The organism is Zobellia russellii, from assembly GCF_018728565.1.
In the GTDB taxonomy this organism is placed as follows: Bacteria; Bacteroidota; Bacteroidia; order Flavobacteriales; family Flavobacteriaceae; genus Zobellia; species Zobellia russellii.
Genome location: NZ_JACSOI010000001.1, coordinates 266,669 through 291,796, shown reverse-complemented (window position 1 = coordinate 291,796; position 25,128 = coordinate 266,669). Strand labels below are relative to the sequence as shown.

Genomic DNA, 25,128 nt, shown 5'->3' with positions numbered 1-25,128 from the left:
AAGAATGATAATTTTGATAGCCTTAATTTTTAATGAATGGAGGAAAACAAAATTGTATACAGGTTAAATCCGGATTTATACAGCCATATAAAACCCTCTTTTTTTACGGAAATACCAGTGAAATTCTCCTTTGACTCAATTTTTGATAAAGATTTTTCCAAATACATACCTCTCCTTTTTATTAATTGAATAAGATTGGGACATCAATAGAAAAAGCTTATTGCAATATGCGTTATAATAATGTTAGTTCTTATGGTAAAACCCTACTAATACCGTATATTTGTAAACTATTTAGATTAAATCCAAATGCTTATGATTCAAGTATCTGAGACTGCGAAAAAGAAAGTCATAGACTTAATGACCGAGGGAGGTTTTGATGCCTCAACGGACTTTGTTCGCGTAGGTGTTAAGAGTGGTGGGTGTAGCGGCTTATCGTATGAACTCGATTTTGACAAGAAGAAAGAAGAAACCGATAAGGTTTTTGAAGATAACGATGTGCGCATTATTGTAGATAAAAAAAGTTTTCTTTACCTAGTGGGTACAACGCTAGATTATTCTGGCGGATTGAACGGAAAAGGGTTTGTTTTCAACAACCCTAACGCACAACGCACCTGTGGTTGCGGAGAAAGTTTTTCGTTATAAACGGAAAATAGTAAAAGAACTAATTATTCAATTACCTAGTGTAGTTGGTATAAAAGGAAAAAATGGCATATACAGAAGAAGAACTAAAAAAGGAACTCGAAACCAAGGAGTACGAGTACGGTTTCTATACGGATATTAAGTCCGATACTTTCCCGAATGGATTGAACGAGGAAATCGTTATCGCCATTTCGAAAAAGAAAGAAGAACCAGAGTGGATGACCCTTTGGCGTTTAGAGGCTTTCAAGATTTGGAAGGAGATGGAGGAGCCGGAATGGGCCAATGTGCATTACACTAAACCAGATTTTCAAGCAATAAGCTATTATTCCGCACCTGTAAAAGCGGACCCTAATAAAACATTGGATGAGGTGGATCCGGAGTTGTTGGAAATGTACAAGAAATTGGGTATTTCTGTAGATGAGCAAAAGAAACTGCAAAACGTTGCTGTAGATATTGTAATGGATTCAGTTTCCGTTGCTACTACTTTCCAAAAGACACTGGCGGAAAAAGGAATCATTTTTTGCTCTATTTCCGAGGCTATAAAAGAGCATCCGGAGCTGGTCAAAAAATATTTGGGATCGGTAGTTCCGCAGAAAGATAATTTTTATGCGGCTCTAAACTCAGCTGTTTTTTCAGACGGTAGTTTCTGCTACATTCCAAAAGGTGTTCGTTGCCCAATGGAACTATCCACCTACTTCAGAATCAACCAAGCGGGTACAGGTCAGTTCGAAAGAACGCTTGTAATTGCAGATGAAGATAGTTATGTAAGTTATTTAGAAGGTTGTACTGCACCATCAAGAGATGAAAATCAGTTACATGCCGCTGTTGTTGAGCTTATTGCTTTAGACGACGCCGAAATAAAATACTCAACGGTACAAAATTGGTTCCCAGGGAACAAAGAAGGAAAAGGTGGGGTTTATAACTTCGTTACCAAAAGAGGTTTGTGCGAGAAAAATGCAAAGATTTCTTGGACACAGGTAGAAACAGGTTCGGCCGTTACTTGGAAATATCCTTCTTGTATATTAAAAGGGGACAATTCAATAGGTGAGTTTTACTCCATTGCCGTAACCAATAATTATCAGCAGGCAGATACCGGTACAAAAATGGTGCATTTAGGTAAAAATACCCGTAGTACCATTATATCCAAAGGTATATCCGCAGGAAAATCGCAGAACAGTTATAGGGGTCTAGTTCAGGTGAACAGCCGTGCAGAGAATGCACGTAACTTTTCTCAGTGCGATTCCCTCCTAATGGGTAACGAATGTGGGGCCCACACATTCCCATATATAGAAGCCAAGAACAAAAGTGCACAGATAGAGCATGAGGCAACTACGAGTAAGATCGGGGAAGACCAAATTTTCTACTGTAACCAAAGAGGTATAGATACTGAAAAGGCTATTGCCTTGATTGTAAACGGGTTCAGTAAGGAAGTTCTGAATAAATTGCCTATGGAATTTGCCGTTGAGGCGCAAAAATTATTGGAAATTAGTTTAGAAGGCTCGGTAGGTTAATCTTGCCAAATGCAGTTTATAGTTTTGATTAATAAATAAGATTCGCAAAATGCTTAAAATCGAAAATTTACACGCTAGTGTAGAGGACAAAGAAATATTAAGAGGTATTAACCTAGAGGTAAAAGCTGGTGAGGTTCATGCCATAATGGGCCCCAACGGTTCAGGTAAAAGTACCTTGGCATCTGTAATTGCAGGTAAGGAAGAATTTGAGGTTACTGAAGGTAGCGTTTCCTTGGAGGGTGAAGATTTAGAAGATGCTTCTCCGGAAGAACGCGCTCACAAAGGGGTGTTCTTGTCTTTTCAGTATCCAGTTGAAATACCAGGTGTTTCCGTAACCAATTTTATGAAGACGGCCATTAATGAATCTAGAAAGGCCAAAGGTCTTGAAGATATGCCGGCCAAGGATATGTTGAAGTTGATTCGTGAGAAATCGGAATTATTGGAAATAGACCGTAAATTCTTATCTCGTTCATTAAATGAAGGTTTTTCCGGTGGGGAAAAGAAGAGAAATGAAATTTTTCAAATGGCAATGTTAGAGCCTAAGTTGGCCATTTTGGATGAAACGGATTCCGGTTTGGATATTGATGCCTTGCGCATTGTTGCTAATGGCGTTAACAAGCTTAAGAGCAAGGACAATGCGGTAATCGTGATTACCCACTACCAGCGATTGTTGGATTATATTGTTCCTGATTTTGTTCACGTATTGCACAATGGTAAAATTGTAAAGTCTGGCGGAAAAGAATTGGCTTTAGAGCTGGAAGAAAAAGGATACGATTGGTTAAAGCAGGAAACTGCCGTTTAAAATAGTACGAAGTACAGAGTTATTGGTTCAAAGCATTAAAAACTTTGTAATCAATACTTAATACTAAAATATATGGATTTAAAAGACAAATTGATATCATCTTTTATGGCGTTCGAGAACAACGTAGATGTGGAACATTCCGTGCACGATGTTAGAACAGAGGCCATGAAGAACTTTGAGCTTAAAGGTTTTCCCAGTAAAAAGGAGGAAGCTTGGAAGTACACTTCTCTTAATAGCCTTCAAAAGATAGATTTCAGCATTTTCCCACGAGAAGAAAATACCCTTGAGTATAAAGACGTTAAAAAATACTTTTTGCACGAAATAGATTCGTATAAAATCATTTTTGTAGACGGTATTTATAGCTCTTATCTTTCGGAAACAACGCATGATGGTGTTGATATTTGCTTAATGAGCGCAGCGCTTACTAAGCCAATGTACAAGCCGGTTATAGATGTGTATTTTAATAAAGTAGCGTCTAAAGATGAGTCGCTAACTACATTGAACACTGCATTTAGTAGAGAAGGGGCGTATATTTATATTCCTAAGAATAAAATGCCCAAGAAGCCTATAGAAATTATTCATTTCGCTACGGGGAACGAGGCATCTATTTTGTTGCAGCCAAGGAATTTGATTATTGCGGAAGAGAATGCCGAGGTTCAGATTATTGAACGTCACCAAAGTTTGACATCCAACGAAGTTTTGACCAACAGCGTGACGGAGATTTTCGCAGCGAAAAATGCAATTGTTGATTATTATAAGATTCAGAATGATGCGGCTTCTGCCTCATTGATTGATAATACCTACATAGACCAAAAAGATAAGAGTGTGGTTAAGGTTCATACCTTCTCTTTTGGTGGAAAACTAACTCGTAATAATCTTAACTTCTACCAGAATGGAGAATATATTGACTCCACTATGAAAGGGGTTACTATTTTGGGCGATAAGCAACATGTAGATCATCATACGTTAGTGCACCACATTGAGCCTAACTGTGAAAGTCACCAGGATTATAAAGGTATTTATGGCGATAGTTCTACAGGAGTCTTTAACGGTAAGATTATTGTAAATAAGATTGCGCAGAAAACCAATGCGTTTCAGCAGAACAATAATATTTTGGTTAGTGACAAGGCTACAATCAATACTAAGCCGCAGTTAGAGATTTTTGCGGATGATGTAAAATGTTCACACGGTTGTACTATTGGGCAGTTAGATGAAGATGCTTTATTCTACTTACAATCTCGGGGTATTCCTGAAAAGGAAGCGAGAGCATTGTTAATGTATGCTTTTGCTAATAATGTACTGGAAAGTGTACGTATACCAGAACTAAAAGCACGTATTAATAAGTTGATTGCTAAAAAGTTAGGTGTTAATCTTGGGTTCGACTTATAAGGAGAACCATGAGATTTCTTAACAAGAAATTATCTTAAAACATATAATTTTTTTAACGGCACTTTGGGAGTGCCGTTATTTTTTTGAAGGAATTTACGTATAAATTTACGACCGAATTATAAACCATTAATGAATCGTTCGTATGAAAAAAATCTACTTTTTATCAGCTTTAATTTTCTTTTTAAGTGCAAGCTTGTTCGCTCAGGATCACAAATGGAGTGTGGAAGCAAATTATCCTTTTTCTTCTGGTGATGATTTAGGAAATGATGCTAAAGGTATTATTGACCTAGGTGTAAAATATCGATTTTTGGATTTTAACATTGTCAAAATCGGTGCGGGTATCAACACAGGAATTTACAAGGCAGACACAAAAGACTTTAATGACCCTTCATCATATGATTACACTGAGACTCACTGGCTAATTAAACCTGAGGTCTTTGCAGAGTTTTCTATTCCGGGAGCAAAAAAACTTCACCCTTCTATAGGGCTAGGGTATACTTTTGTTGAATCTAAATATGATGGTGTATTTGATTATGGGCCAAATGAACCTCCATTTCCTGGGGCGCACAAGATTACAGAGTCAGAAGGGGGAATAAATGTGAATTTGGGACTCTCTTATGATATAACTAAGCGGTTCTTTTTAAAAACTCAGGTTGACCTTATCCGAAATGTTGCTGATAAAACAAAGGGAGAAGGAGAAACTTTAAGAAACATAGAACATATAAGTCTCATAAAGGTCGGAGTTGGTTTTAGGTTTTAATCCTCAGATACAAATTCAAGTACTCTAATACCCGATTTGTTTTTACAATCGGGTATCTTTGTATTTAAGAAGATTGACTATGTTAGATATAAATAAAATAAGAGAGGATTTCCCTATTCTCAAAAGAGAAGTGAACGGAAAGCCTTTGGTATACTTAGACAATGCTGCTACATCACAAACGCCTCAACAGGTGATAGATGTTATAGTAGATTACTACCAGAATTACAACGCCAATATACATCGTGGCGTGCATGCACTGTCTCAAGAAGCAACTGATAAATATGAAGTAGCTCGGCAAAAGATTCAGAAGCACTTCAATGCAAAGAATTCATACGAGATTATATTTACCTCAGGAACAACGCACAGTATTAACATCGTTGCCAATGGGTTTACCACCTTATTGAAAAAAGGTGATGAGATACTGGTGTCGGCTATGGAGCACCATTCTAATATCGTGCCTTGGCAAATGTTGGCCGAAAGAACAGGTGCCGTTTTGAAGGTAATTCCGATGAATCTTGATGGTGAGTTGCGAATGGACATTTTTGAAGAATTACTCTCCACCAAGACCAAATTGGTTTTCTGTAATCATATTTCCAACGCACTAGGAACCATTAATCCCATTGAAGAAATAATAGAAAAAGCACATGCTGTTGGTGCTGCTGTTTTAATTGATGGCGCGCAAGCGGCTCCCCATGTTAAAGCGGACATGCAAAAATTGGATGTCGATTTTTATACGGTCTCAGCTCATAAAATGTGTGGGCCTACCGGTGTAGGGGCTTTGTATGGCAAAGAAGAATGGCTAAATAAATTGCCTCCCTACCAAGGAGGGGGAGAGATGATTGCTGAGGTAACTTTTGAGAAAACTACCTATGCAGATTTACCGCATAAATTTGAAGCGGGAACACCAAATATTTGTGGTGGTATCGCCTTTGGTGCCGCTCTGGATTATATGAACGCCATAGGTTTTGAGGCTATTGCTCAATACGAGCATGAACTGTTGGGTTATGCCACGCAAGAATTGCTTAAAATAGAAGGGCTGAAGATTTACGGGACGGCAAAAAACAAGACTTCGGTTATTTCTTTTAATATAGAAGGGCTGCATCCTTATGACATAGGCTCTATTCTGGACAAATTGGGCGTTGCCGTAAGAACTGGTCACCATTGTGCACAACCCATTATGGATTTTTACGGAATTCCGGGAACGGTAAGGGCCAGTTTTAGTTTTTATAATACTATGGATGAGGTAGATGCCTTGGCCAAAGCGGTAATCCGGGCAAAGGGCATGTTGGAATAAGGATGGCGTTATCATTCTCTTAAAGTGTTGAAATCCATAGATAGTTGTTGTATTTTTACCGAAAATAGCGATAATGCAGATAAAGGAAATACAGGACGAAATAGTAGACGAATTTTCAATGTTCGATGATTGGATGCAACGCTACGAATATATGATCGAGCTGGGCAAAAGCTTACCGCTTATCAACGAAAAATTTAAGACTGATGATAATATTATCAAAGGTTGTCAAAGCAAAGTGTGGGTTCATGCGGAGCTTGAGGAGGATAAATTGGTTTTTACTGCGGATAGCGATGCAATTATAACGAAAGGTATAATTGCCATTTTAATAAGGGCCTTTAGTAATCAAAGACCTCAAGATATTATTGATGCCAATACCGATTTTATTGATGAAATTGGTCTTAAAGAACATCTTTCACCTACGCGGGCCAATGGTTTGGTAAGTATGATCAAACAATTGAAGCTATATGCCATAGCTTACCAAACACAATTAAATTAGAGTGATGCCTTGTAGGGGCGACCTCAATCTTTAACGAATTAATCTCAAGAACATGAGTGAAGAAATAGCAGTTGATAGCCAAGAGTTGGGCGAGAAAATAGTAGTTATACTTAAGACCATATACGATCCTGAAATTCCAGTAGATATATATGAGCTTGGTTTAATTTATGACGTATTCGTAAATGAGGATAACGAAGTGAAGATATTAATGACCTTAACATCTCCCAATTGTCCGGTTGCGGAATCGCTTCCTGCAGAGGTAGAGGAAAAAGTAAAGTCTTTGGACGTCGTTAAAGATGCAGAGGTAGAAATTACTTTTGATCCACCATGGACGCAAGATCTTATGAGTGAAGAGGCTAAATTGGAATTGGGCTTATTATAAAAGCGGATATGGCAGAAGAAATTATCAATAGGGTAGCTGAGAGCAAATTGGTTACGTTTAACTTGGAGGATTATTATCTCCCGGGAAAGCGCGTGCTTTTTGATATTTCCGAATGGCTATTGGAAGGTTTTATTTTAAAGGAAAAAGAATTCCGCGCCCGTGCCGCCGAGCACGACTGGGCACAGTACAAAGATTCTTACGTTGCCCTACATTGCTCAACAGATGCGATAGTTCCGGGCTGGGCCTATATGTTATTGGCCACTTATTTAAACCCTTATGCCAATCGGTATATTCAGGGTTCTTTAGAGGATTTGGAAACCTTACTTTATACAGAAACGTTAAAAGATTTAGATGTTTCGGAGCTAAAGGACAAATTTGTTATTGTTAAAGGTTGTAGTAATAAACCGGTGCCACCTAATGCTTACGTATTGATAATAGGAAAGTTACAGCCCATAGTAAAATCTCTCATGTATGGAGAGGCATGTTCTTCCGTGCCTTTGTACAAAAGAAAGTAGACATTTATTATTAAAATAAGTGACAATTAGTACTTTTGCGTGTCTAAATTAATAAACACAAATACCATGAGAAAATTACTGCTTACATCTTTGGCATTACTTACCTTTTCGGTGGGTTTTGCACAGACAATTGATGAATTAAAAGCTGAACAGGCTGCAAAAAAAGACTCTATCAGTGCCATTCAAGGTAGGGTAGATGCGCTTCAAGGACAAATTGATGCTTTTCCAGGGTGGAAAATAAGAGCGTTCGGTACAATAGGTGCCAACCTTTCAAAATTTAATAACTGGTACTCGCAAGGTACACCGGATAACTCTTCAGGAAACATTGGGGTTACGGTTAATGCAATCGCTAACTTGGATAGGGAGAAGTTCTTCTGGAGAAACTCTGCCAATGCTAATTTCCAATGGGTTAAGTTAGATGATAAAAACGATCCTACGGATGCGGAGGGATTTGATAACACAACAGATGTTTTTAACATCACTTCATTGTACGGTTATAAATTGAATAAGAACTTTGCTATTTCGGCCTTGGCGGAATATCGTACATCTATCATCAACAACTTTAATGACCCTGGTTATTTAGATTTTGGTGTTGGTGCTACTTGGACTCCTATTCCTGATATGGTAGTTGTTATTCACCCATTGAACTACAACTTTGTTTTTGCTGATAATGATGCAGCTTACGATTCTTCTGCTGGTGCTAAGATTGTTGTTGATTATGCAAAACAGTTGGGGTCAATTAACTTTAAGACCAACTTCTCTACTTTTCAAAGTTACAAGAGCGGTGATCTTTCTAACTGGACATGGATCAACTCTTTTGGATACACGCTTTGGAAAGGAATTGGTGTAGGTTTTGAATTTGGTCTTCGTGACAACAAACAAGAAGGTTTGGCTAATGCATTAGTTTCGGATGCCAATGCGTCTTTTGACAATTTGGATAATGTTCTACAGAGCTACTACCTTTTTGGTCTTAACTACTCTTTCTAAAAAAAGTTTAATTCATACATAATGAAAACGCCCCGATGATAATCGGGGCGTTTTTTTTGTTAAGTAGGATTAGTTAAGTTTGGTTGTACAGTCAATAAATCAAACCTTGGTTAAGTAATTTATTTGGGACGTACACTAAGTTTCAAATACAAGACGAATGTAATAGGCAACGCTATCATTGCTAAACTTTTGTTGTGAACCTATTTCAATTTGTGGTGTAGCTCGTTAAAATGAACATAGCTTCGACGAAATACATCTAGAATCCATTTTTTAATCAGGTTATAGAAAACAAAAAAGCCCGTTTTAACGGGCTTTTTTGTTAAGTAGGTTTACTTGTACTTTTTAATTGCAATTTGGGGTCGCAATTTTTTAAGCTTTTCGTAGGTCAAGTCCGGATTTGGGATTCGTACTTGTTTCGGTTAAGTTCAAGATTCGATTTGGGGTCATTGCTATCACTTAATTACACTGTAAACTTACGGTGGTTTCTTCGGTCTTCTAAATTATTGTTGTGAACCTAAGCAAGGCTGTTGTGAAAAATATCAACGGTCCATAATGTTCGATGAACGGCATAGTTTAAGTTTGATTTTAAAAACCAAGCAAAATAGGAGGCATAAAAAAACCCTCTTGTACAGAGGGTTTTTTTATCAAGTAGGTTTGGTCAATTTGGTATTATTTTTTTCTGATCAAGTAACAGGTTTGGGGTTCGTTACTTGTTTCGGTCAAGTTCAAGATTCGATTTGGGGTCAATGCTATCACTTAATTACACTGTAAACTTACGGTGGTTTCTTCGGTCTTCTAAATTATTGTTGTGAACCTAAGCAAGGCTGTTGTGAAAAATACAAGTTGTTGTGTATGTCCGATGAACGGTAAAAGATTTCTTGAAAACAGTTTAATACTCGTCCAAATGTTCCGGATAGAGGAAGTTGTTGTACGGGAAGCGTGTTACATGAATATCCCTTACCTCGTCATAAACCCTTTTTCTAAATTCGTCCAGATTTTCTTTGTTCAAGGCAGATATGAATAGGGCGCGGTCCCCAACACGTTGCATCCATGTCTTTTTCCATTCGTCAATACTAAAATGCCTTTCTGTCCTTTCGGTGATGAGGTCATCCTCATCTATTTCGGCATGTTTGTATTGATCAATTTTGTTAAACACCATAATGGTATTCTTGTCCGCACTATCTATTTCGTCCAAGATTTTATTAACGGACTCTATATGTTCCTCAAACTGCGGATGTGATATATCAACAACATGAAGTAACAGATCGGCCTCGCGAACTTCGTCTAAAGTGCTTTTGAAGCTTTCTACCAGCTGCGTAGGTAGCTTTCGGATAAAACCAACCGTATCACTTAATAAGAAAGGCAAATTGCCTATAACCACTTTACGTACGGTGGTGTCCAACGTTGCAAAAAGCTTATTCTCTGCAAATACCTCGCTTTTACTTATGACGTTCATTAGAGTAGACTTACCTACGTTGGTATACCCTACCAGAGCTACACGAACCAGGGCCCCACGGTTTCCCCGTTGGGTTTCCATTTGGCGGTCTATCTTAAGGAGCTTTTTCTTTAACAGGGAGATACGATCACGAACAATACGTCTATCCGTTTCAATTTCGGTTTCACCCGGTCCACGCATTCCAATACCTCCACGTTGGCGCTCAAGGTGAGTCCAAAGTCCCGTTAATCGCGGTAACAGATATTCATATTGCGCCAGTTCTACCTGGGTACGTGCATAACTGGTCTGCGCACGTTGCGCAAAAATATCTAGAATAAGGCTTGTACGATCCACAATTTTGCAACGTAACAACTTTTCTATATTACGTTGTTGGGCAGGGGTAAGTTCATCATCAAAGATAACGGAGCCTACATCGTTCGCTTTTACGAATGCCTCTACTTCTTCCATCTTACCGGAACCTATAAGGGTCTTGGGGTTGGGAACATCCATGCGCTGTACAAAACGTTCTATAACCTCTCCACCGGCAGTGTAGGTCAAGAATTCAAGTTCATCAAGATATTCGGTAACTTTTTCTTCGCTCTGTTCGCGGTTAATAATACCGATTAAAACGGCTTTTTCGTGATCTATGGTCTTCTTTTCTAACATATCTAAACTAAAGTGCAAATTTAAGCAATACTGACCGAGCTATTTTCGTAATTTTAAGATCCCAATCGAAAATTTTATGATTTTTTCATTTTTCAGGAAAAAAAAGGGAAGCCATTTAAATACAATTAGCTTCTACAACCTAGAAAATCTATTTGATACGGTAGACGACCCGGAGACCCTTGATGATGATTTTACGCCAAAAGGCCGCAAAAAGTGGTCTTTAAGAAGGTACAAAAAAAAGTTGTACAAATTGGCTAAGACCATTTCTGAGATTGGCAATTCCGAAACCCAGAGCCCGCCAGTCCTAGTGGGAGTGGCAGAGGTAGAAAACCAACAGGTTATGGAGGACCTTCTGGCGGCAGAACCTTTGGCTAATATAAAATATAGCTACGTACATTATGATTCTCCGGACGAGAGGGGTATAGACTGTGGGTTGATCTATCATAAGGACCATTTTGAGGTGTTACATTCGGAGCCCATTACTTTATTTATTTATGAAGAGGATGGAAGACGAGATACCACACGGGATATTCTGTACGTAAAAGGCAAATTGAACAATGAAGTGGTTCATATATTCGTAAACCATTGGCCTTCTAGAAGGAGCGGCAATTCAAAAACCGGATATAAGCGAGTTATTGCGGCCGAAACTATAATTAAGTTCATGGCCGGAATTGAGGAGCAAGAGGCCAATCCCAATTATATAATCATGGGTGATTTTAACGATGGCCCAAAGTCCGAAAGCGTACAGTCGCTCATGGAAACTAAAACCTTGTACAACCCTATGGAAAAGTTGCTCACACCAGAACGTGGTAGTGCCAACTATAAAAGGTCATGGATGCTTTTTGATCAGATAATGGTCTCGCACAGTTTTCTAAATTTTGAAAAGGGAACCCACAGTTTTGCCCATGCCAATATCTTTGATGAACATTTTTTAACGGAGTTTGAAGGAAAATACATGGGGTCTCCCTTCCGCACTTATGTGGGCAACAAATACATTGGTGGGTACAGCGATCATTTTCCGGTTTATATTCAATTGAAATATAACGCTTAGTTTCTCCTAGATACTTTTAATATTGCTATCGTCCAGGAGTTCATCTCCTCGTAAGCGTAGAAAAACTTGGGCCGTAGTAACTACGTCAAGCTCACAATAGGTAACAATACGGTCTAGGTCTTTTTCTTCGTAATAAACTTCGCGAACCATACTGCCGTCAATATCTTGTTTGGGAGAAGGAATACCTAAAATATTGGACAGTAGTTTTAGAGAGGTAAAATTCTTATAATCCCCAAATTTCCATAGTTCCATGGTATCTAGATGCGGAATTTCCCATGGTTTTTTGCCAAATAGGTTCAGTTTGTACGGTAATTCAATACCGTGAATGATCATTCTGCGTGCAATGTATGGAAAATCGAATTCCTTGGCATTGTGTCCACAGAGCAAATGCTTGGTTGAGCTAAAATGTCCGTTCAATAAATTTTTGAACTCTTTTAATAATTTATCTTCTTCTCCATAAAAAGAAGTAGTTCTAAAGGTTTTGGTTTCTCCGTTCACACGAAAATACCCTACTGAAATGCACACGATCTTTCCGAACTCTGCCCAAATTCCGGCACGGTCATAAAACTCTTCAGCTGTATAATCTTCTTTGCGTTGGTATCGGGACTTTTGCTCCCAAAGCTCCTTTTTTTCCTCATCCAAGGCATCAAAATTGGGCTGTTCGGGAACGGTCTCAATGTCTAAGAATAAAATATGCTCTAAGTTTATCCTACCTAGCATGATTGGATTTTTTTGAATAAATATAAGAAAATAGCCATCTTATTATAGCTGGGATTCATTTATTTCATTGGAATAACCCATGTTTTCAGATTAAGAAGGTGTGCGTTGTTACGAGTAAACTCTTTCTAAGAAGTATCATTTCTGTTTTAGAAAAAGAAAAATTCTGGCGCTGCTTAGATGTAATGAATCCCCCATTTTTCGGAAATTAAGCTCATCAAAAATTATTTTCACCGAAATATTTTCATGTTCTACTTCCATTATCATTTGTTCAGGGTCAATGTTATATAGATTAGTTCCTCTCTTGCTCAAGTCTCTAAGTTTTGGGAGAAGTTGAATCTCATGTAGCGTTAGACTATCCTTAGGTGCAAGTAGGCTCAGAAAATTATTCTTATGGTCATAATCTATGGTGTAAACTCCTATTGAGGCGTTTGTGGAAATATTTTCGTTAATGGTAAATACCGCTAGATCATGATACCCTTTAAGCGTATAGTTTTGTGCTTGCTGTCGGTCTGCATAGTAGTTAAAATATTTTGTGTTTCGGGCTTCGGACCCAAATTCATTTGGGGCTAAGGCTATGTCAAGGGAGTCTAAAACTTTTTGGGAATCGAACCAATTAAAAACCTCCGGCTCATCGCTAAAAGTATCTTTAAAAATATCCTTAATCTCGATACCGGTAATGCTGTTTAGTTGGTTCACCGATTTTCTATCGTCCAAGTATTTTAGAATGGACGTTAATTGATTGTATTGGTCAGAAGTGGCCAATCTGTTGTTTTGAAGTACATTTTCGTATACGATTTGGAACTGATGTGTCTGACTTTTTAATGACACGCTGGACGCACTCCAAAAACCAAATGATGATAGTATTGCTAGAATAAAGAGGGAAAACGGTAAAATTAGGAGACTCTTTTTTCGGCTGAATAAAAGAAACAGACTAATTCCTAAAATCCAAAAGGCCAACAGTATTACGAAGTAACGATTCTCAGTGATGCCATAATCGGAAACACGTCTAAAAATAGCAATGAAAAGAAGCACCAATAAGGGTAATATCAAAATATAAAACCAAGGATAAAAGCGTTTGATAGTCCAAGACTTCACTGTTTCATGAATTGGATTTATAATGACCTGTACGGTAAAACCTAAAAAGGCCAATGCGGTGACCAAATATGAAACCCATCCTTTTGGAAGTTCCCATTCAACCAAGATTTTTATACTATAGGAATAAAGAATCAGCAGGTATAGAATGACTAGCGGAATCAGAATGTATTTGACAAAGACCTCTAATGCCTTATTGAAATGGATTTCTTTTTGTTGATGTATATTTTTTGGGAAGTCCGATAGATATATCCATGTATTGACCACTCCTAAGCAAAAAAGAAACAACTGAAAATATATATCGCCATCTATTCGCATATTGAACAGCGCGTCAATAGCCAAAAGGGCCAGTACTAGTCCAAGATAAAGTACACCTGAGAAAAAACCGCTTCTCACTATGGCAAAACCAGCAGCTTTGAGGTAATTCCAATAAGCATTCTTATTCCATTTGAATAAAAAGGGAGCGAATAGAACGAATAAATGTCCTGCAATCAAAAACAGGAAAAAACGGACTAGATAAATAGGGTCATCATCAAAAGTATCAACTTCGGGTAAATGCCAGTAGAAGAGAAACAATAACAAGAGCAGAACGGGTTTCAACCAAATGGCCTTTTTAGAGTTTTTAAGTTGTTCAAGAAAAAACTGGGAGCCAATAAGCCAACTTACTCCCAAAATAAATGTTAGTATGATATTGGTTTGGTTGTCTGTATTTGCTTCTTTGGGTGCATCTACCACCCATATGGCGTAGAGTGTACCGCATAATGCCCAGAGGATTGTTAATGGAAACCTTTTAAATGCACTTTGCGCTTTACTGGTTAAATCATTAAGGGAGAGAAATGCCATAGTTTAGTTTTTACAACAGTTAACCACAAAATTACAGCGGATTGTCTTAGAATAACTCCCTGAATTTGGGAATATTGTGACATGTAATCTTATAGGGGGTGATAAAAGGTGGAACAGACCACCCGGTTGGTTGGTACATTTCTCGAACAGGCTCAAAGTTGTGAGTTCTTCAATAATAAGAACTATTTATCGATGAAAAATACCATTAGTAACTATAATAGGGGATTTTTAATTTTTAAACCGACTAATCAGTTTGTCGGAGATGCTTAAATCATTGATGAAACGGTGGCAAATTGTGCAGTTGATGCTAGAGGATTTGTGCTAATCGAAAAGGCTTTGTTGTTTAAAGGGAGATTCATGCTCCAACAACCACTTCTTACGATGTAAGCCTCCCGCATAGCCTGTTAAGGAACCATCGCTACCAATAACCCGGTGACATGGAACCACAATCCAAAGCGGATTTTTGCCATTCGCAGCCGCAACGGCTCTAATAGCTTTTACGTCTCCCAAAGTTTTGGAAAGGTCCAAGTAAGAAACTGTTTTTCCGAAAGGTATTTCTAGTAGAGCCTCCCAAACCCGTTTTTGAAAATCCGTGCCTTCTGGGTTTAATTTAATATCAAAATCACTTCGTGTACCCGCAAAATATTGTTCTAGTTGTTCTGCAGCTTCTACTAGGTGCACAGGAACATCAACGGATAGGCTTTTATCCTCATCCAAAACGGTAATTGCAGCTAGGCCGTTGTCATCGCCTTCAAGTTTTGCCGTACCAAGCGGAGTGCCGATATAAGCGATTTCCATACTAGAGTATTTTGGGGTGCGTTGCTTTTTGATTATAACTTACTTGTCAAGTATTCCTGAGCGTTTTGCACGCGTATTCCAATTTTTTCGAGCTAGTTCCTGCAAGTCGGCCACATTGTCGCTCTCGTCCATTATTTCAAGCCCTAGAAGGGTTTCAATCACATCTTCCATGGTGACTAATCCACTTACTGAACCATATTCGTCCACAACTAGGGCAATATGTTCCCGTTTGGCGATAAAGGTATCAAAGAGGCGAGGTATAGGGGTGTTTCTTTCGGTTATTAGGATTTCCCGTTTTATTTCGGATAATGGTGTGTTTCCGTTTTCATTAACCATTTCCTCTAAAATAGTATCCTTAAGCACAAAACCATCTATATGATCCATTTTTTCGCCATATACAGGAATCCGTGAAAAGCGCATTTTGGGATTGTCTTCAAAAAATTCTGCAATCGTTTTATTTTCCGAAGCAATTTTCATCACTGCACGTGGGGTCATTACATCCTTGACCAGAACTTGGTCAAAACGTAGGAGATTCTTTATGATAGTAGATTCGGATTTTTCAAAAACACCTTCTTCGCGGGCCATATCGGTCATGGCGGTAAAATCTTCTCTACTTAAAACGCTTCCATGGTGTCCTTTGCCGCCCACAAGTTTAGTGAAAAGCTGTAGGAGCCATAAAAGTCCGGTATATTTTAAGGCAACCACCATAATGTTGAGCGCTTTTGCGGTAAAATTGGCCAACTGCCTCCAGTAGGTGGCGCCAATGGTTTTGGGAATAATTTCCGATGCCACTAAGATGAGAATGGTCATTATAGTAGATACCGCCCCAACCATTAAATCCTCGGTAAAGGTTACCCCAAATATGCTTCGTGTAGATGAACCGTACATCTCTGCATAGGCAACTTTGGCTTGAACACCCACCAAAATAGCACCCACGGTATGGGCAATGGTGTTTAGCGTTAAAATAGCAATAAGGGGTTTGTCTACGTCCTGCTTTAGTTCCTCTAAGGTAACTGCATAGGTTTTGCCTTCCTTCTTCTTAACATTTACAAAGGTTGGGCTAATGCTCAGGAGCACCGCTTCAAGTATGGAGCAGAGAAACGAAATAAAAATTGAAATTAAAGCGTAAAAAATTAATAAGCCCATGAATGAGTTTTAGTGTAACGAATATACCAATTAAAGTACAATCTTATGATCTTATTTGCTTGGTAATGTGGCTTTATAAAATACCTGTTGCACTGCAGGTCTAATATTTAGGTTATAAAGATTTCTGTTATCTCTAGTAGGGTTTACCCGATTGGAAAGAAAAATATATACCAGTTGATTTTCTGGGTCTGCCCAAACGAATGTTCCTGTAAAACCGCTGTGACCAAAACTACTGGCACCTACTTCTGGAGCCGGATAAGCTTTGGACAGGGGCAGTTCCGAGTTGTTCAATGAAGGCTTGTCAAAACCAAGACCTCTACGATTGTCATTTTCGGGAAATTGAACTCTTGTAAATTCCTTTACGGTGGCTTCGGATATGTAGCGCTTGCCGTCATAGACGCCATATTGCATGTACATTTGCATCAATTTGGCCAAATCTGTTGCCGTAGCAAAAAGCCCGGCATTACCGGATATTCCACCTAAAAGTGCGGCATTTTCATCATGGACCCAACCTTGGGTCAGCGTATGCCTAAAAAGGGTATCTACCTCTGTAGGAACAATAAAATTGGTAAAGTCTTTGGTTTTTGGTTTGAACCCCATAGTGGGGGCATTCAGCGGTAAATAAAAATTCTTCTCCAAATAATAGTCATAGGACTCTCCGGTAAGTTGCTCTATTAGCTGTGGGAATATGAGAAATGCAAGTCCCGAATATTTGTATTTCTTTTCAGCAGATACTTTTGAACGGTCAATAAGACGATACATTTTCTTGTTGAACTTGTTTTTAACGAACAAGCCATCATATGCCTGATTTTGAAATCTGCGGTTGGGGGAACTATGAACAAAACGCCGTTTAAGCTTTTTATTCTTTTTAAAAACCTCATTTAGAAAAACAATGTAAGGTTGTAGTCCGGCTTGATGAGCCAGAATTTCCCGAAGCGTAATATCTCTTTTATCCTTTTCTTTTTTCCAATGCTTCCAATAGGTTCTAAACGGAGCGTCCAAATCAAGTTTTCCTTCATCCACTAATTTCATGAGGGCAGGAAGGGCAGCAGTAATTTTAGTTACCGAAGCCAAATCATACATATCATCTAAAGCCACGGGTTGTATACTGTCATAAGTGTGATATCCGTAAGCTTTATGAAAGATGATTTTTCCGTTTTTGGCAACTAGTATTTGCGCACCGGGAAAAGCGTTGTTTTTTATACCGTTAGTTATTATTTTTTGCACGTTCGTGTTGATGTAGCTGGAATCCAGCCCTACATCGTAGGGAGTGCCATAAGTTAAGGCATCCTTTATTCCTAAATTTAAAGGCGTTCCAATGCCTTCCTGCGCTTGTGACAGCTGGAGAAATATAAATAGGAATACAAACAATACAATTCTCAAATCTGCTCTTTTAATAAAAACTAGTCCAATAGCCTAACCGCGTCCTTGGCAAAATAACTGGCGATAATGTTGGCGCCGGCACGTTTTATGGCCGTCAGCTGTTCCATAACCACGGCATCATGGTCCAACCAACCTTTTTCGGCGGCAGCTTTGACCATGGCATACTCCCCTGAAACTTGGTAGACCGCAACGGGAACATCAACTTCATTGCGAATTTCACGTACAATATCCAGATAACAAAGACCTGGTTTTACCATAACAATATCAGCACCTTCATCAATATCCATCTCGGTTTCCTTTAAGGCTTCAAACCGGTTGGCATAATCCATTTGATAGGTATTTTTATCTTTTGGTACGTTTTTAACATCAACTGGTGCAGAATCCAAAGCATCCCTAAAAGGACCATAAAAGGCACTGGCATATTTGGCACTATAGCTCATGATTCCCGTATTTACCAGGCCTTCGTCTTCTAACGCTTCACGAATGGAAAGAATACGACCGTCCATCATATCACTTGGTGCAACAAAATCAGCCCCGGCCAAAGCATGGGAAACGCTCATTTCGGCAAGAAACTCCGCAGTTTCGTCATTCAGAATCTGACCGTTTTCTACAATACCGTCATGGCCAAAGGAAGAATAAGGGTCCATGGCTACATCGGTCATTACCAACATTCCCGGGCAGGCATCTTTAACGGTCTTGATGGCTTTTTGCATCAGTCCGTTTTCATTCAAGGCTTCGGTGCCTTTGTTGTCCTTTAAATTATCGGGCACTTTTACAAATAGAAGAACGGCGTGCAGGCCCATACTCCAAAGCTCCTTAACTTCGGCAGAAAGTAGGTCAAGACTCAATCTATAATAATCCGGCATAGAGTCGATCTCTTCTTTTATACCCTTACCTTCGGTTACAAAAAGAGGCACCAAAAAATCCTTTGGCGATAAAATGGTTTCACGTACTAAATGTCTAATGGAGTCGTTTGTTCTTAACCTGCGGTTTCTTCTAAGTGGATACATGCTTTTACCTATTTTTGAATAGCCAAAGTTACTTATTATCCTCCTAAAAAACCCGAAAACAAACCAACTCTTGACCGAACTGATCCATAGTCTGAAATTTAAATTTGAATGGCGAAGCTATCAGCAAAATTTTCTGGACCATTTTGAGGAGCATATTAAAGACCATCATTTACATGTGGTAGCACCTCCGGGGTCTGGAAAGACCATTTTGGGGTTGGAAGTACTGCGAAGGGTCAACAAGCGGACCTTGGTTTTGGCTCCTACTTTAACCATTAGGAACCAGTGGAAAGACCGATTGGTATCGTTCTTTTTGAAGGATTCGGGGTTCGCGGACTTTTCTATGAACATCAAGAAACCCAAACTTCTCACCTTTTCTACATACCAGTCGTTACATGCACTAAACAAGCGCTTGGCCGAGAAAGAAAATTATTCTCTTCTAAAATTCATCAGGGAAAACGGTATAGAAACCTTAGTACTAGATGAGGCACACCATTTAAAAAACGAATGGTATAAATGTTTGATGGCCCTAAAGGAAATTGAGGGTTTAACGGTAATAGCATTGACGGCAACCCCTCCGTACGATAGTTCTAGTGCGGAGTTAAATAAGTATTTTGATCTCTGCGGGCCAATAGATGATGAAATTGCCGTGCCGGACCTTGTCAAGAACGGAGACCTTTGTCCGCACCAAGATTTTATATATTTCTCCAAACCGTCCGAAGCACAAATACGATATATTGTAGAATACAGAGAGAATATTATTCAGTTTCTTAGTGATTTGAAAGCCGATATTGGTTTTCAAGATCTGCTTTTAGAACATCCATTTTATAAAAATACAGAAGACACGCTTGAGGAAATTTACGGAAAACCATCGTTTCTATCTGCAATGTTAATATTCTTGAATTCTGCCGGAGTTCAGATAGATAAAGAGAAACTGCTGTTTCTTGGTTTTGAAGACAAAGCGGTAGACTTTCCGGAGTTAACATATGAGTGGATTGAAATCCTTCTTCAGGAATTGTTGGTGGCTCAAAGGGAAGCTTTAGGAGCTTATGAGGAACAATTGAAAGCTATTGAAAAACAGCTGGGAAGAATTGGAGTGTACGAGAAGAAGAGGGTAAATTTTATTGGCGACGAGCAACTCTACCGTTCTTTGGCCAGCAGCCCTAGTAAATTGAATGGCATACATGCTATTCTTGAGAAGGAGTATGAAAATTTGGGAGAGCGATTAAAAGCTGTGGTGTTAACCGATTTTATAAGAAAGGAATTCCTTGATTACACAGGTGAAGCCACGGGAGTTCTTAATAAACTTGGAGTAGTCTCTATTTTTCAATTCTTACGGATCAAATCCAAACACAAGGAGCACTTGGCCATACTAACAGGGTCTTTGGTGGTGCTGCACAAAACTATTGTTGAAGATTTTGAAAAGGTCCTTGGAGAAGGGGCTTTTGGCAAGCAACCCATGGCTGCGGATGCAGATTTTGTAACGATATCCGCTTTTGGGAACGCTAAAAACAGCATAGTTACCGCGGTAACGGAGCTTTTTCAAAAAGGAAAAATAAAAATACTAATTGGTACTAAATCTCTTCTTGGCGAAGGTTGGGATGCCCCGGCTATCAACAGTTTGGTTTTGGCTTCGTACGTTGGCTCTTTTGTTTCTTCTAATCAGATGCGAGGCAGGGCAATGAGAACAGATGTTAACGAGCCTACCAAAACCGGAAATATATGGCACTTGGCCTGTTTAGATCCAACGGTAAGTGATGGCGGAAAGGATTTGGAAAAACTAAAACGCAGGTTCACCGCTTTTTCCGGTGTATCCATTCAGGGAGAGCCCTATATTGAAAACGGATTGGACAGGTTACAACTTCCGGACCATTTTGATGAACATAGCGCTTTGGAGGATTTGAACGGATCCATGGTACAAAACGCTTCCGATAGGCAGAATATTGGAGGGCGTTGGCAGCAAGCTATTCAAACGGGCAGTGTGCTGGTGCGTGAAATTAAGGTTCCCTATACGCATAAAACTCCCTTTAGAAAAGTAAAAAGAATACGTTCTGTAGATGCCGCACAGTATTTAATTATTGAAGTGGTAGCGGGTTTGGGCCTGTTTCTTCCCGAGTTTCTTATGAAGAACATAGGAACATTATTAAATAAAGGTATCTTTCAGTTTGTATATTTTTTGCTGGCAGGCGTACTTATTGGTTTTGCCCCAAAAACTTACAAAGCATTAAAGCTATATTTCTTGTTTGGAAATTCTTTTAAAAAGACCAAAAAAATAGGCGCCGCTTTGTTGGACTACCTCTGTAAAACCAACCAGATTCATTCGGGTCCTTCTAGTATTTCTGTTGTTGCGGAACAGAATGCCAATGGTGCATTTGTTTGCTATCTGAAGGGCGCTAGCAATTATGAAAGTACGCTTTTTGTAAACCTAATGTATGAGATATTGGCCCCTGTTGAAAATCCAAGATATTTAATGGTCAATAGCAATTGGTTAAAGAGAAAATGGGGTATTCGTAATTATTATGTGGTACCTCAGGATTTGGGTAGACGAAAAGCGGATGCCCAAAAGTTCCATAGCTTTTGGAAGAAGCATGTAGACGGCTCCAAACTATTGTATACTAGAACGCAAACGGGTAGAAAAGAATTGCTTAAAGCTCGCCTTGCCCATGTAGTATATCAATTTAAAGAAGTTTCGGAAAAGGCAATTACTTGGAAATAATACGTTCGGTATTTTCTCTGCACCGTATCATTTGTTTTAGTTGTTGCCGGTATCCGTAGGCAGACCATAAAGTAGAGTCTTCTTTAATTTTTATCGGGTTTTCATCGGCATCTATAAATCGCTTTGTAGCTCCAACAAGCGGGTGATCTAATCCTTGTATGTTTAGAATGGAGTTGTTTCCCGGAATTACAAGTTCGCCCTCATAATCATAACAGAAAACAAGAACTTTGTCGCCAACCGTAACATCGGTATGATTAAAGCAATCGGTTGTAAAATATTTTTGACTTGCATAACTGTTAGTACCCATCTCCTTTATCTTGTATACTTCGTCTAAGGCTATGGTTCCTTTTTGAGAAATGTAGAGTGGTGCGGCATCATGGTTGGCCTTTTTTAAATCTACCACCGTACCTGAAAATACAAGGGCATATTCTTTACCGCAATACCCAATAAAAGGGCCGGATTCTTCCCACCAGTATGTATACCCTACATTTAAGGTATCAGGAGTAAAGCTAATTTCTATATCGCTTTTTGCTTTTTGCTGGGGATTACAAGAAGTAAATAAGGCAATAAGTAACGCTACCAATACTACCTTTAGTAAAAGATTGCCTAGACTAATTAAATAGGAAGTGAGATTAAAGGTCTTCACGAAGATGGAGTGTTTTTATTTTGGCCCTGCTTAATAATCTCCTTCAAACGCTGTTTGCGCGTTTCCTTTTCTAATTTAAGCTTGGCTTTTTTTCGATTTAAAAGCTTGGTGTGCTTGGCTTTGTTTACAGTATTTTTTGCTTTTCCTTTTTTAGACATAATTTTGCCATTAGAGGTCTAGACCCAATTCTTTGGTTCTTTTAATATTTCTACCAATCGGTATTCTTCTGTTCCGTTTTCAGGTTTATGGTCATAACGCCACTGTACATGTGGTGGTAAGCTCATTAAAATACTTTCAATCCTTCCATTGGTTTTCAGACCGAACAATGTGCCTTTATCATGAACAAGGTTAAACTCAACATAACGTCCTCTTCGTACCTCTTGCCAATCGCGTTGCTCTTTGGAATATGCCTGTTCCTTTCGTTTTAAAACAATCGGTACATAACTTTCTAAAAAACTGTTTCCTACTTCAGTTACAAAATCGTACCAGTTATCCATACGTATCTCATCGCTAGCTTTGCAATAGTCAAAGAAGAGCCCGCCTATACCCCTAGCCTCATTTCTGTGGGCATTCCAAAAATAATCATCGCACTTCTTTTTATAGGTGGAATAGAATTCTGGATTATGGGCATCACAGGCTGTTTTACAGACCGTGTGAAAGTGAATGGCATCTTCATCAAATAAGTAGTAGGGAGTTAAATCCTGACCACCACCGAACCATTGGTCAACTATATTCCCTTCTTTGTCATACATCTCAAAATAGCGCCAGTTTGCGTGTACGGTCGGGACCATAGGGTTTGTGGGATGCAGCACCAAGCTTAATCCGCAGGCATAAAAATCTGCGTCTTCAACCCCAAAATAGGCCTGCATACTTTTGGGCAAAGCGCCATGTACACCAGATATGTTTACGCCTCCCTTTTCAAAAACGGCACCATTCTCTATAACTCGGGTACGTCCTCCACCGCCTTCGGGTCTTTTCCATATATCTTCTTGAAACTTGGCCTTCCCGTCTATTTCCTCTAACTTGGAGGTAATCGTATCTTGAAGGTTTTGGATGTAACTAAAGAATTTGTCTTTCATGAAGAGAAATGGTTTTGTGCGAATTGACTGTAAATTTACGATTTACAGAGGAAGCTATAAAGTAATACGGACTACAAAAAGTTTTTTAGAAGGATTATTGTGAATTTTGAAACGGTTCTTAAGCTCCTAGCTCGTACAGCTCCATGTCCAATGCATCTTCATTGGGTGGTGTATGTTCCTTTAGAAGTGTTTTTTGCCAAATATAACCGCATTTTTCTGCTACTCTAACACTTCCTAAGTTGGTTTTATGTACAATTATTTGAAGATTTTGAAGACCTAGAGCCTGTATGGCGTATTGGGATAAAATTTTTGTTGCCCTGGAAGTAATTCCTTTGCCTTCGTAGTCGTAACCGATACAATAGGCCAGTTCCGCTTGTTTTTTGTCCCAATCTAATTCTTTGATGTACACCAAACCCATTACTTTGCGGCTTTCAGTATCCTTGAGAACAAATAAGAATTCTTCCTTTTTTTGGTACTCACGGACTTTCTGCTCTACAAAAATTTGAGAAAGGGTAGGTGTTAGGTTCTGGGCCAACGTTTTTGGAAAATAGCGTTGTAGGCGTTTGCTGTTTACAGTTACGAAATCGCAAATGCGCCAAGCGTACTTTTCATGTATGGGTTCTATGGAAAACTGTTCGAAAATGGCAATTGGGCTGTTCTCATTTTCCATAGAGCTCAAACTTTATTTAGCTTACAGGTTTCCACTCTTTTACCGCATCTATAAACGCTTTTGCGTTTTCTACGGGAACATTAGGTAAAATGCCATGACCCAAGTTTACCACATAGCTGTCTTTCCCGAACTCGTTGATCATTTGCGTAACCATCTTTTTTATTTCCGATGGTGGCGATAACAATCTAGCTGGGTCAAAATTACCTTGAAGCGTAATCTTTCCTCCGGTCAGGTAACGTGCATTTCTTGCGGAACATGTCCAATCTACACCCAATGCCGAAGCACCGGATTTGGCCATATCGCCCAAGGCGAACCAACACCCTTTACCAAAGACAATAACAGGGGTCTCATCCTTTAAAGCATCAATAATTTGCTGAATGTACTGCCATGAAAATTCGTTATAATCCGTTGGTGAAAGCATGCCTCCCCAAGAATCAAAAACTTGAACCGCATTAACACCGGCTTTAACCTTTGCTTTTAAATAGGCAATGGTAGTATCCGTTATTTTCTGTAGCAGCTCATGGGCTACTACAGGTTGTGTAAAGCACAATTCTTTGGCCTTATCAAAGGTTTTACTGCCTTGACCTTGTACGCAATAACATAAAATGGTCCACGGTGAACCGGCAAAACCGATAAGTGGCACCTCGTCGTTCAGTTTTTCTTTGGTAGCTTTTATAGCTTCCATAACGTATCCTAAAGTATCGTTTACATCAGGAACAATAACACGGTCCAAATCTTTTTGCGAACGGATTGGGTTGGGTAGGTACGGGCCAAAATTGGGTTTCATCTGCACCTCAATATTCATGGCCTGGGGAATTACCAATATATCGCTAAAAAGAATAGCGGCATCCATTCCATATCTGCGGATGGGCTGTACCGTAATCTCAGAGGCTAGTTCCGGGGTCTGACAACGCGTAAAGAAATCATACTTTTTTCTGATTTCCATAAACTCTGGAAGGTATCTTCCTGCTTGACGCATCATCCACACGGGTGGACGGTCTACTGTTTCGCCCTTAAGGGCCTTAAGAAATAGGTCGTTCTTTAGTGACATAGATATAAGTTAACCCCATGAAACGGAACGTCCGTTCGTGGTTCTATTTG

Annotated in this window: 24 protein-coding genes; 12 read left to right on the top strand and 12 right to left on the bottom strand. The window is 39.1% G+C overall.

Going from position 1 to position 25,128, the window contains the following annotated elements:
- Window positions 1–312 precede the first annotated feature (312 nt).
- The 10 genes from H9565_RS01280 to H9565_RS01235 all read left to right on the top strand — a co-directional run bounded on the left by H9565_RS01280 (window position 313) and on the right by H9565_RS01235 (window position 8,775).
- Entirely contained in the window at window positions 313–642 is a 330-nt protein-coding gene (locus tag H9565_RS01280) for a HesB/IscA family protein (RefSeq protein WP_215436501.1), read from the top strand.
- A gap of 62 nt (window positions 643–704) precedes the next feature.
- On the top strand, window positions 705–2,150 hold the full coding sequence (gene sufB, locus H9565_RS01275) for a Fe-S cluster assembly protein SufB (RefSeq protein WP_215436498.1): 1,446 nt from the start codon (window positions 705–707) through the stop codon (window positions 2,148–2,150).
- A 49-nt stretch (window positions 2,151–2,199) separates the two neighbouring features.
- Entirely contained in the window at window positions 2,200–2,952 is a 753-nt protein-coding gene (sufC, locus tag H9565_RS01270; RefSeq protein WP_215436495.1) for a Fe-S cluster assembly ATPase SufC, read from the top strand.
- A 72-nt stretch (window positions 2,953–3,024) separates the two neighbouring features.
- Complete coding sequence (sufD, locus tag H9565_RS01265; RefSeq protein WP_215436492.1) at window positions 3,025–4,341, top strand: Fe-S cluster assembly protein SufD; 1,317 nt, start codon at window positions 3,025–3,027, stop codon at window positions 4,339–4,341.
- A gap of 142 nt (window positions 4,342–4,483) precedes the next feature.
- On the top strand, window positions 4,484–5,101 hold the full coding sequence (locus H9565_RS01260) for an outer membrane beta-barrel protein (protein WP_215436490.1): 618 nt from the start codon (window positions 4,484–4,486) through the stop codon (window positions 5,099–5,101).
- Between the two features lie 79 nt (window positions 5,102–5,180).
- Window positions 5,181–6,395, top strand: coding sequence for an aminotransferase class V-fold PLP-dependent enzyme (locus H9565_RS01255; protein WP_215436488.1), 1,215 nt, complete (start codon window positions 5,181–5,183; stop codon window positions 6,393–6,395).
- A 73-nt stretch (window positions 6,396–6,468) separates the two neighbouring features.
- Window positions 6,469–6,891, top strand: coding sequence for a SufE family protein (locus H9565_RS01250; RefSeq protein WP_215436486.1), 423 nt, complete (start codon window positions 6,469–6,471; stop codon window positions 6,889–6,891).
- 52 nt (window positions 6,892–6,943) lie between these two features.
- Window positions 6,944–7,273 (top strand): SUF system Fe-S cluster assembly protein, encoded by a 330-nt coding sequence (locus H9565_RS01245; RefSeq protein ID WP_215436484.1) that lies wholly within the window; start codon window positions 6,944–6,946, stop codon window positions 7,271–7,273.
- Window positions 7,274–7,281: 8 nt separating this feature from the next.
- On the top strand, window positions 7,282–7,788 hold the full coding sequence (locus H9565_RS01240; RefSeq protein ID WP_215436481.1) for a DUF2480 family protein: 507 nt from the start codon (window positions 7,282–7,284) through the stop codon (window positions 7,786–7,788).
- A 66-nt stretch (window positions 7,789–7,854) separates the two neighbouring features.
- Window positions 7,855–8,775 (top strand): DUF3078 domain-containing protein, encoded by a 921-nt coding sequence (locus tag H9565_RS01235; protein WP_215436478.1) that lies wholly within the window; start codon window positions 7,855–7,857, stop codon window positions 8,773–8,775.
- A gap of 889 nt (window positions 8,776–9,664) precedes the next feature.
- On the opposite strand, the gene hflX is transcribed toward H9565_RS01235, so the two are convergent.
- Window positions 9,665–10,876, bottom strand: coding sequence for a GTPase HflX (gene hflX, locus H9565_RS01230; RefSeq protein WP_215436475.1), 1,212 nt, complete (start codon window positions 10,874–10,876; stop codon window positions 9,665–9,667).
- 76 nt (window positions 10,877–10,952) lie between these two features.
- On the opposite strand from hflX, the gene H9565_RS01225 reads away from it, so the two are divergent.
- A complete protein-coding gene (locus H9565_RS01225; RefSeq protein ID WP_215436472.1) occupies window positions 10,953–11,927 on the top strand; it encodes an endonuclease/exonuclease/phosphatase family protein in 975 nt (324 codons plus the stop codon).
- A 6-nt stretch (window positions 11,928–11,933) separates the two neighbouring features.
- On the opposite strand, the gene H9565_RS01220 is transcribed toward H9565_RS01225, so the two are convergent.
- From H9565_RS01220 to hemB, 6 genes are all read right to left on the bottom strand, one after another.
- Window positions 11,934–12,647 (bottom strand): 3'-5' exonuclease, encoded by a 714-nt coding sequence (locus H9565_RS01220; RefSeq protein WP_215436470.1) that lies wholly within the window; start codon window positions 12,645–12,647, stop codon window positions 11,934–11,936.
- A 135-nt stretch (window positions 12,648–12,782) separates the two neighbouring features.
- Entirely contained in the window at window positions 12,783–14,582 is a 1,800-nt protein-coding gene (locus tag H9565_RS01215; RefSeq protein ID WP_215436469.1) for a DUF4153 domain-containing protein, read from the bottom strand.
- 321 nt (window positions 14,583–14,903) lie between these two features.
- Complete coding sequence (locus H9565_RS01210) at window positions 14,904–15,380, bottom strand: methylated-DNA--[protein]-cysteine S-methyltransferase (protein ID WP_215436467.1); 477 nt, start codon at window positions 15,378–15,380, stop codon at window positions 14,904–14,906.
- A gap of 39 nt (window positions 15,381–15,419) precedes the next feature.
- On the bottom strand, window positions 15,420–16,526 hold the full coding sequence (locus tag H9565_RS01205; protein ID WP_215436464.1) for a CNNM domain-containing protein: 1,107 nt from the start codon (window positions 16,524–16,526) through the stop codon (window positions 15,420–15,422).
- A 51-nt stretch (window positions 16,527–16,577) separates the two neighbouring features.
- Window positions 16,578–17,909 carry a serine hydrolase domain-containing protein gene (locus tag H9565_RS01200; protein ID WP_215436462.1) on the bottom strand — a complete coding sequence of 444 codons (1,332 nt, stop codon included), beginning with the start codon at window positions 17,907–17,909 and terminating at the stop codon, window positions 16,578–16,580.
- A 20-nt stretch (window positions 17,910–17,929) separates the two neighbouring features.
- Complete coding sequence (gene hemB, locus H9565_RS01195; RefSeq protein WP_215436460.1) at window positions 17,930–18,919, bottom strand: porphobilinogen synthase; 990 nt, start codon at window positions 18,917–18,919, stop codon at window positions 17,930–17,932.
- Between the two features lie 70 nt (window positions 18,920–18,989).
- Between hemB and H9565_RS01190 the strand changes: the two genes are divergently transcribed.
- Window positions 18,990–21,632 carry a DEAD/DEAH box helicase family protein gene (locus H9565_RS01190; protein WP_246560166.1) on the top strand — a complete coding sequence of 881 codons (2,643 nt, stop codon included), beginning with the start codon at window positions 18,990–18,992 and terminating at the stop codon, window positions 21,630–21,632.
- Here the strand turns inward: H9565_RS01190 and H9565_RS01185 are convergent.
- The 5 genes from H9565_RS01185 to hemE all read right to left on the bottom strand — a co-directional run bounded on the left by H9565_RS01185 (window position 21,619) and on the right by hemE (window position 25,078).
- Window positions 21,619–22,278 (bottom strand): hypothetical protein, encoded by a 660-nt coding sequence (locus H9565_RS01185; protein WP_215436458.1) that lies wholly within the window; start codon window positions 22,276–22,278, stop codon window positions 21,619–21,621. The genes H9565_RS01190 and H9565_RS01185 overlap by 14 nt on opposite strands.
- Entirely contained in the window at window positions 22,275–22,436 is a 162-nt protein-coding gene (locus tag H9565_RS01180) for a hypothetical protein (protein WP_215436456.1), read from the bottom strand. The genes H9565_RS01185 and H9565_RS01180 overlap by 4 nt, the downstream gene beginning before the upstream one ends.
- A gap of 18 nt (window positions 22,437–22,454) precedes the next feature.
- Complete coding sequence (hemF, locus tag H9565_RS01175) at window positions 22,455–23,357, bottom strand: oxygen-dependent coproporphyrinogen oxidase (protein WP_215436453.1); 903 nt, start codon at window positions 23,355–23,357, stop codon at window positions 22,455–22,457.
- Between the two features lie 118 nt (window positions 23,358–23,475).
- Complete coding sequence (locus H9565_RS01170) at window positions 23,476–24,027, bottom strand: GNAT family N-acetyltransferase (protein ID WP_215436450.1); 552 nt, start codon at window positions 24,025–24,027, stop codon at window positions 23,476–23,478.
- A 16-nt stretch (window positions 24,028–24,043) separates the two neighbouring features.
- Window positions 24,044–25,078 carry a uroporphyrinogen decarboxylase gene (gene hemE, locus H9565_RS01165; protein WP_215436447.1) on the bottom strand — a complete coding sequence of 345 codons (1,035 nt, stop codon included), beginning with the start codon at window positions 25,076–25,078 and terminating at the stop codon, window positions 24,044–24,046.
- Between the last annotated feature and the right edge of the window lie 50 nt (window positions 25,079–25,128).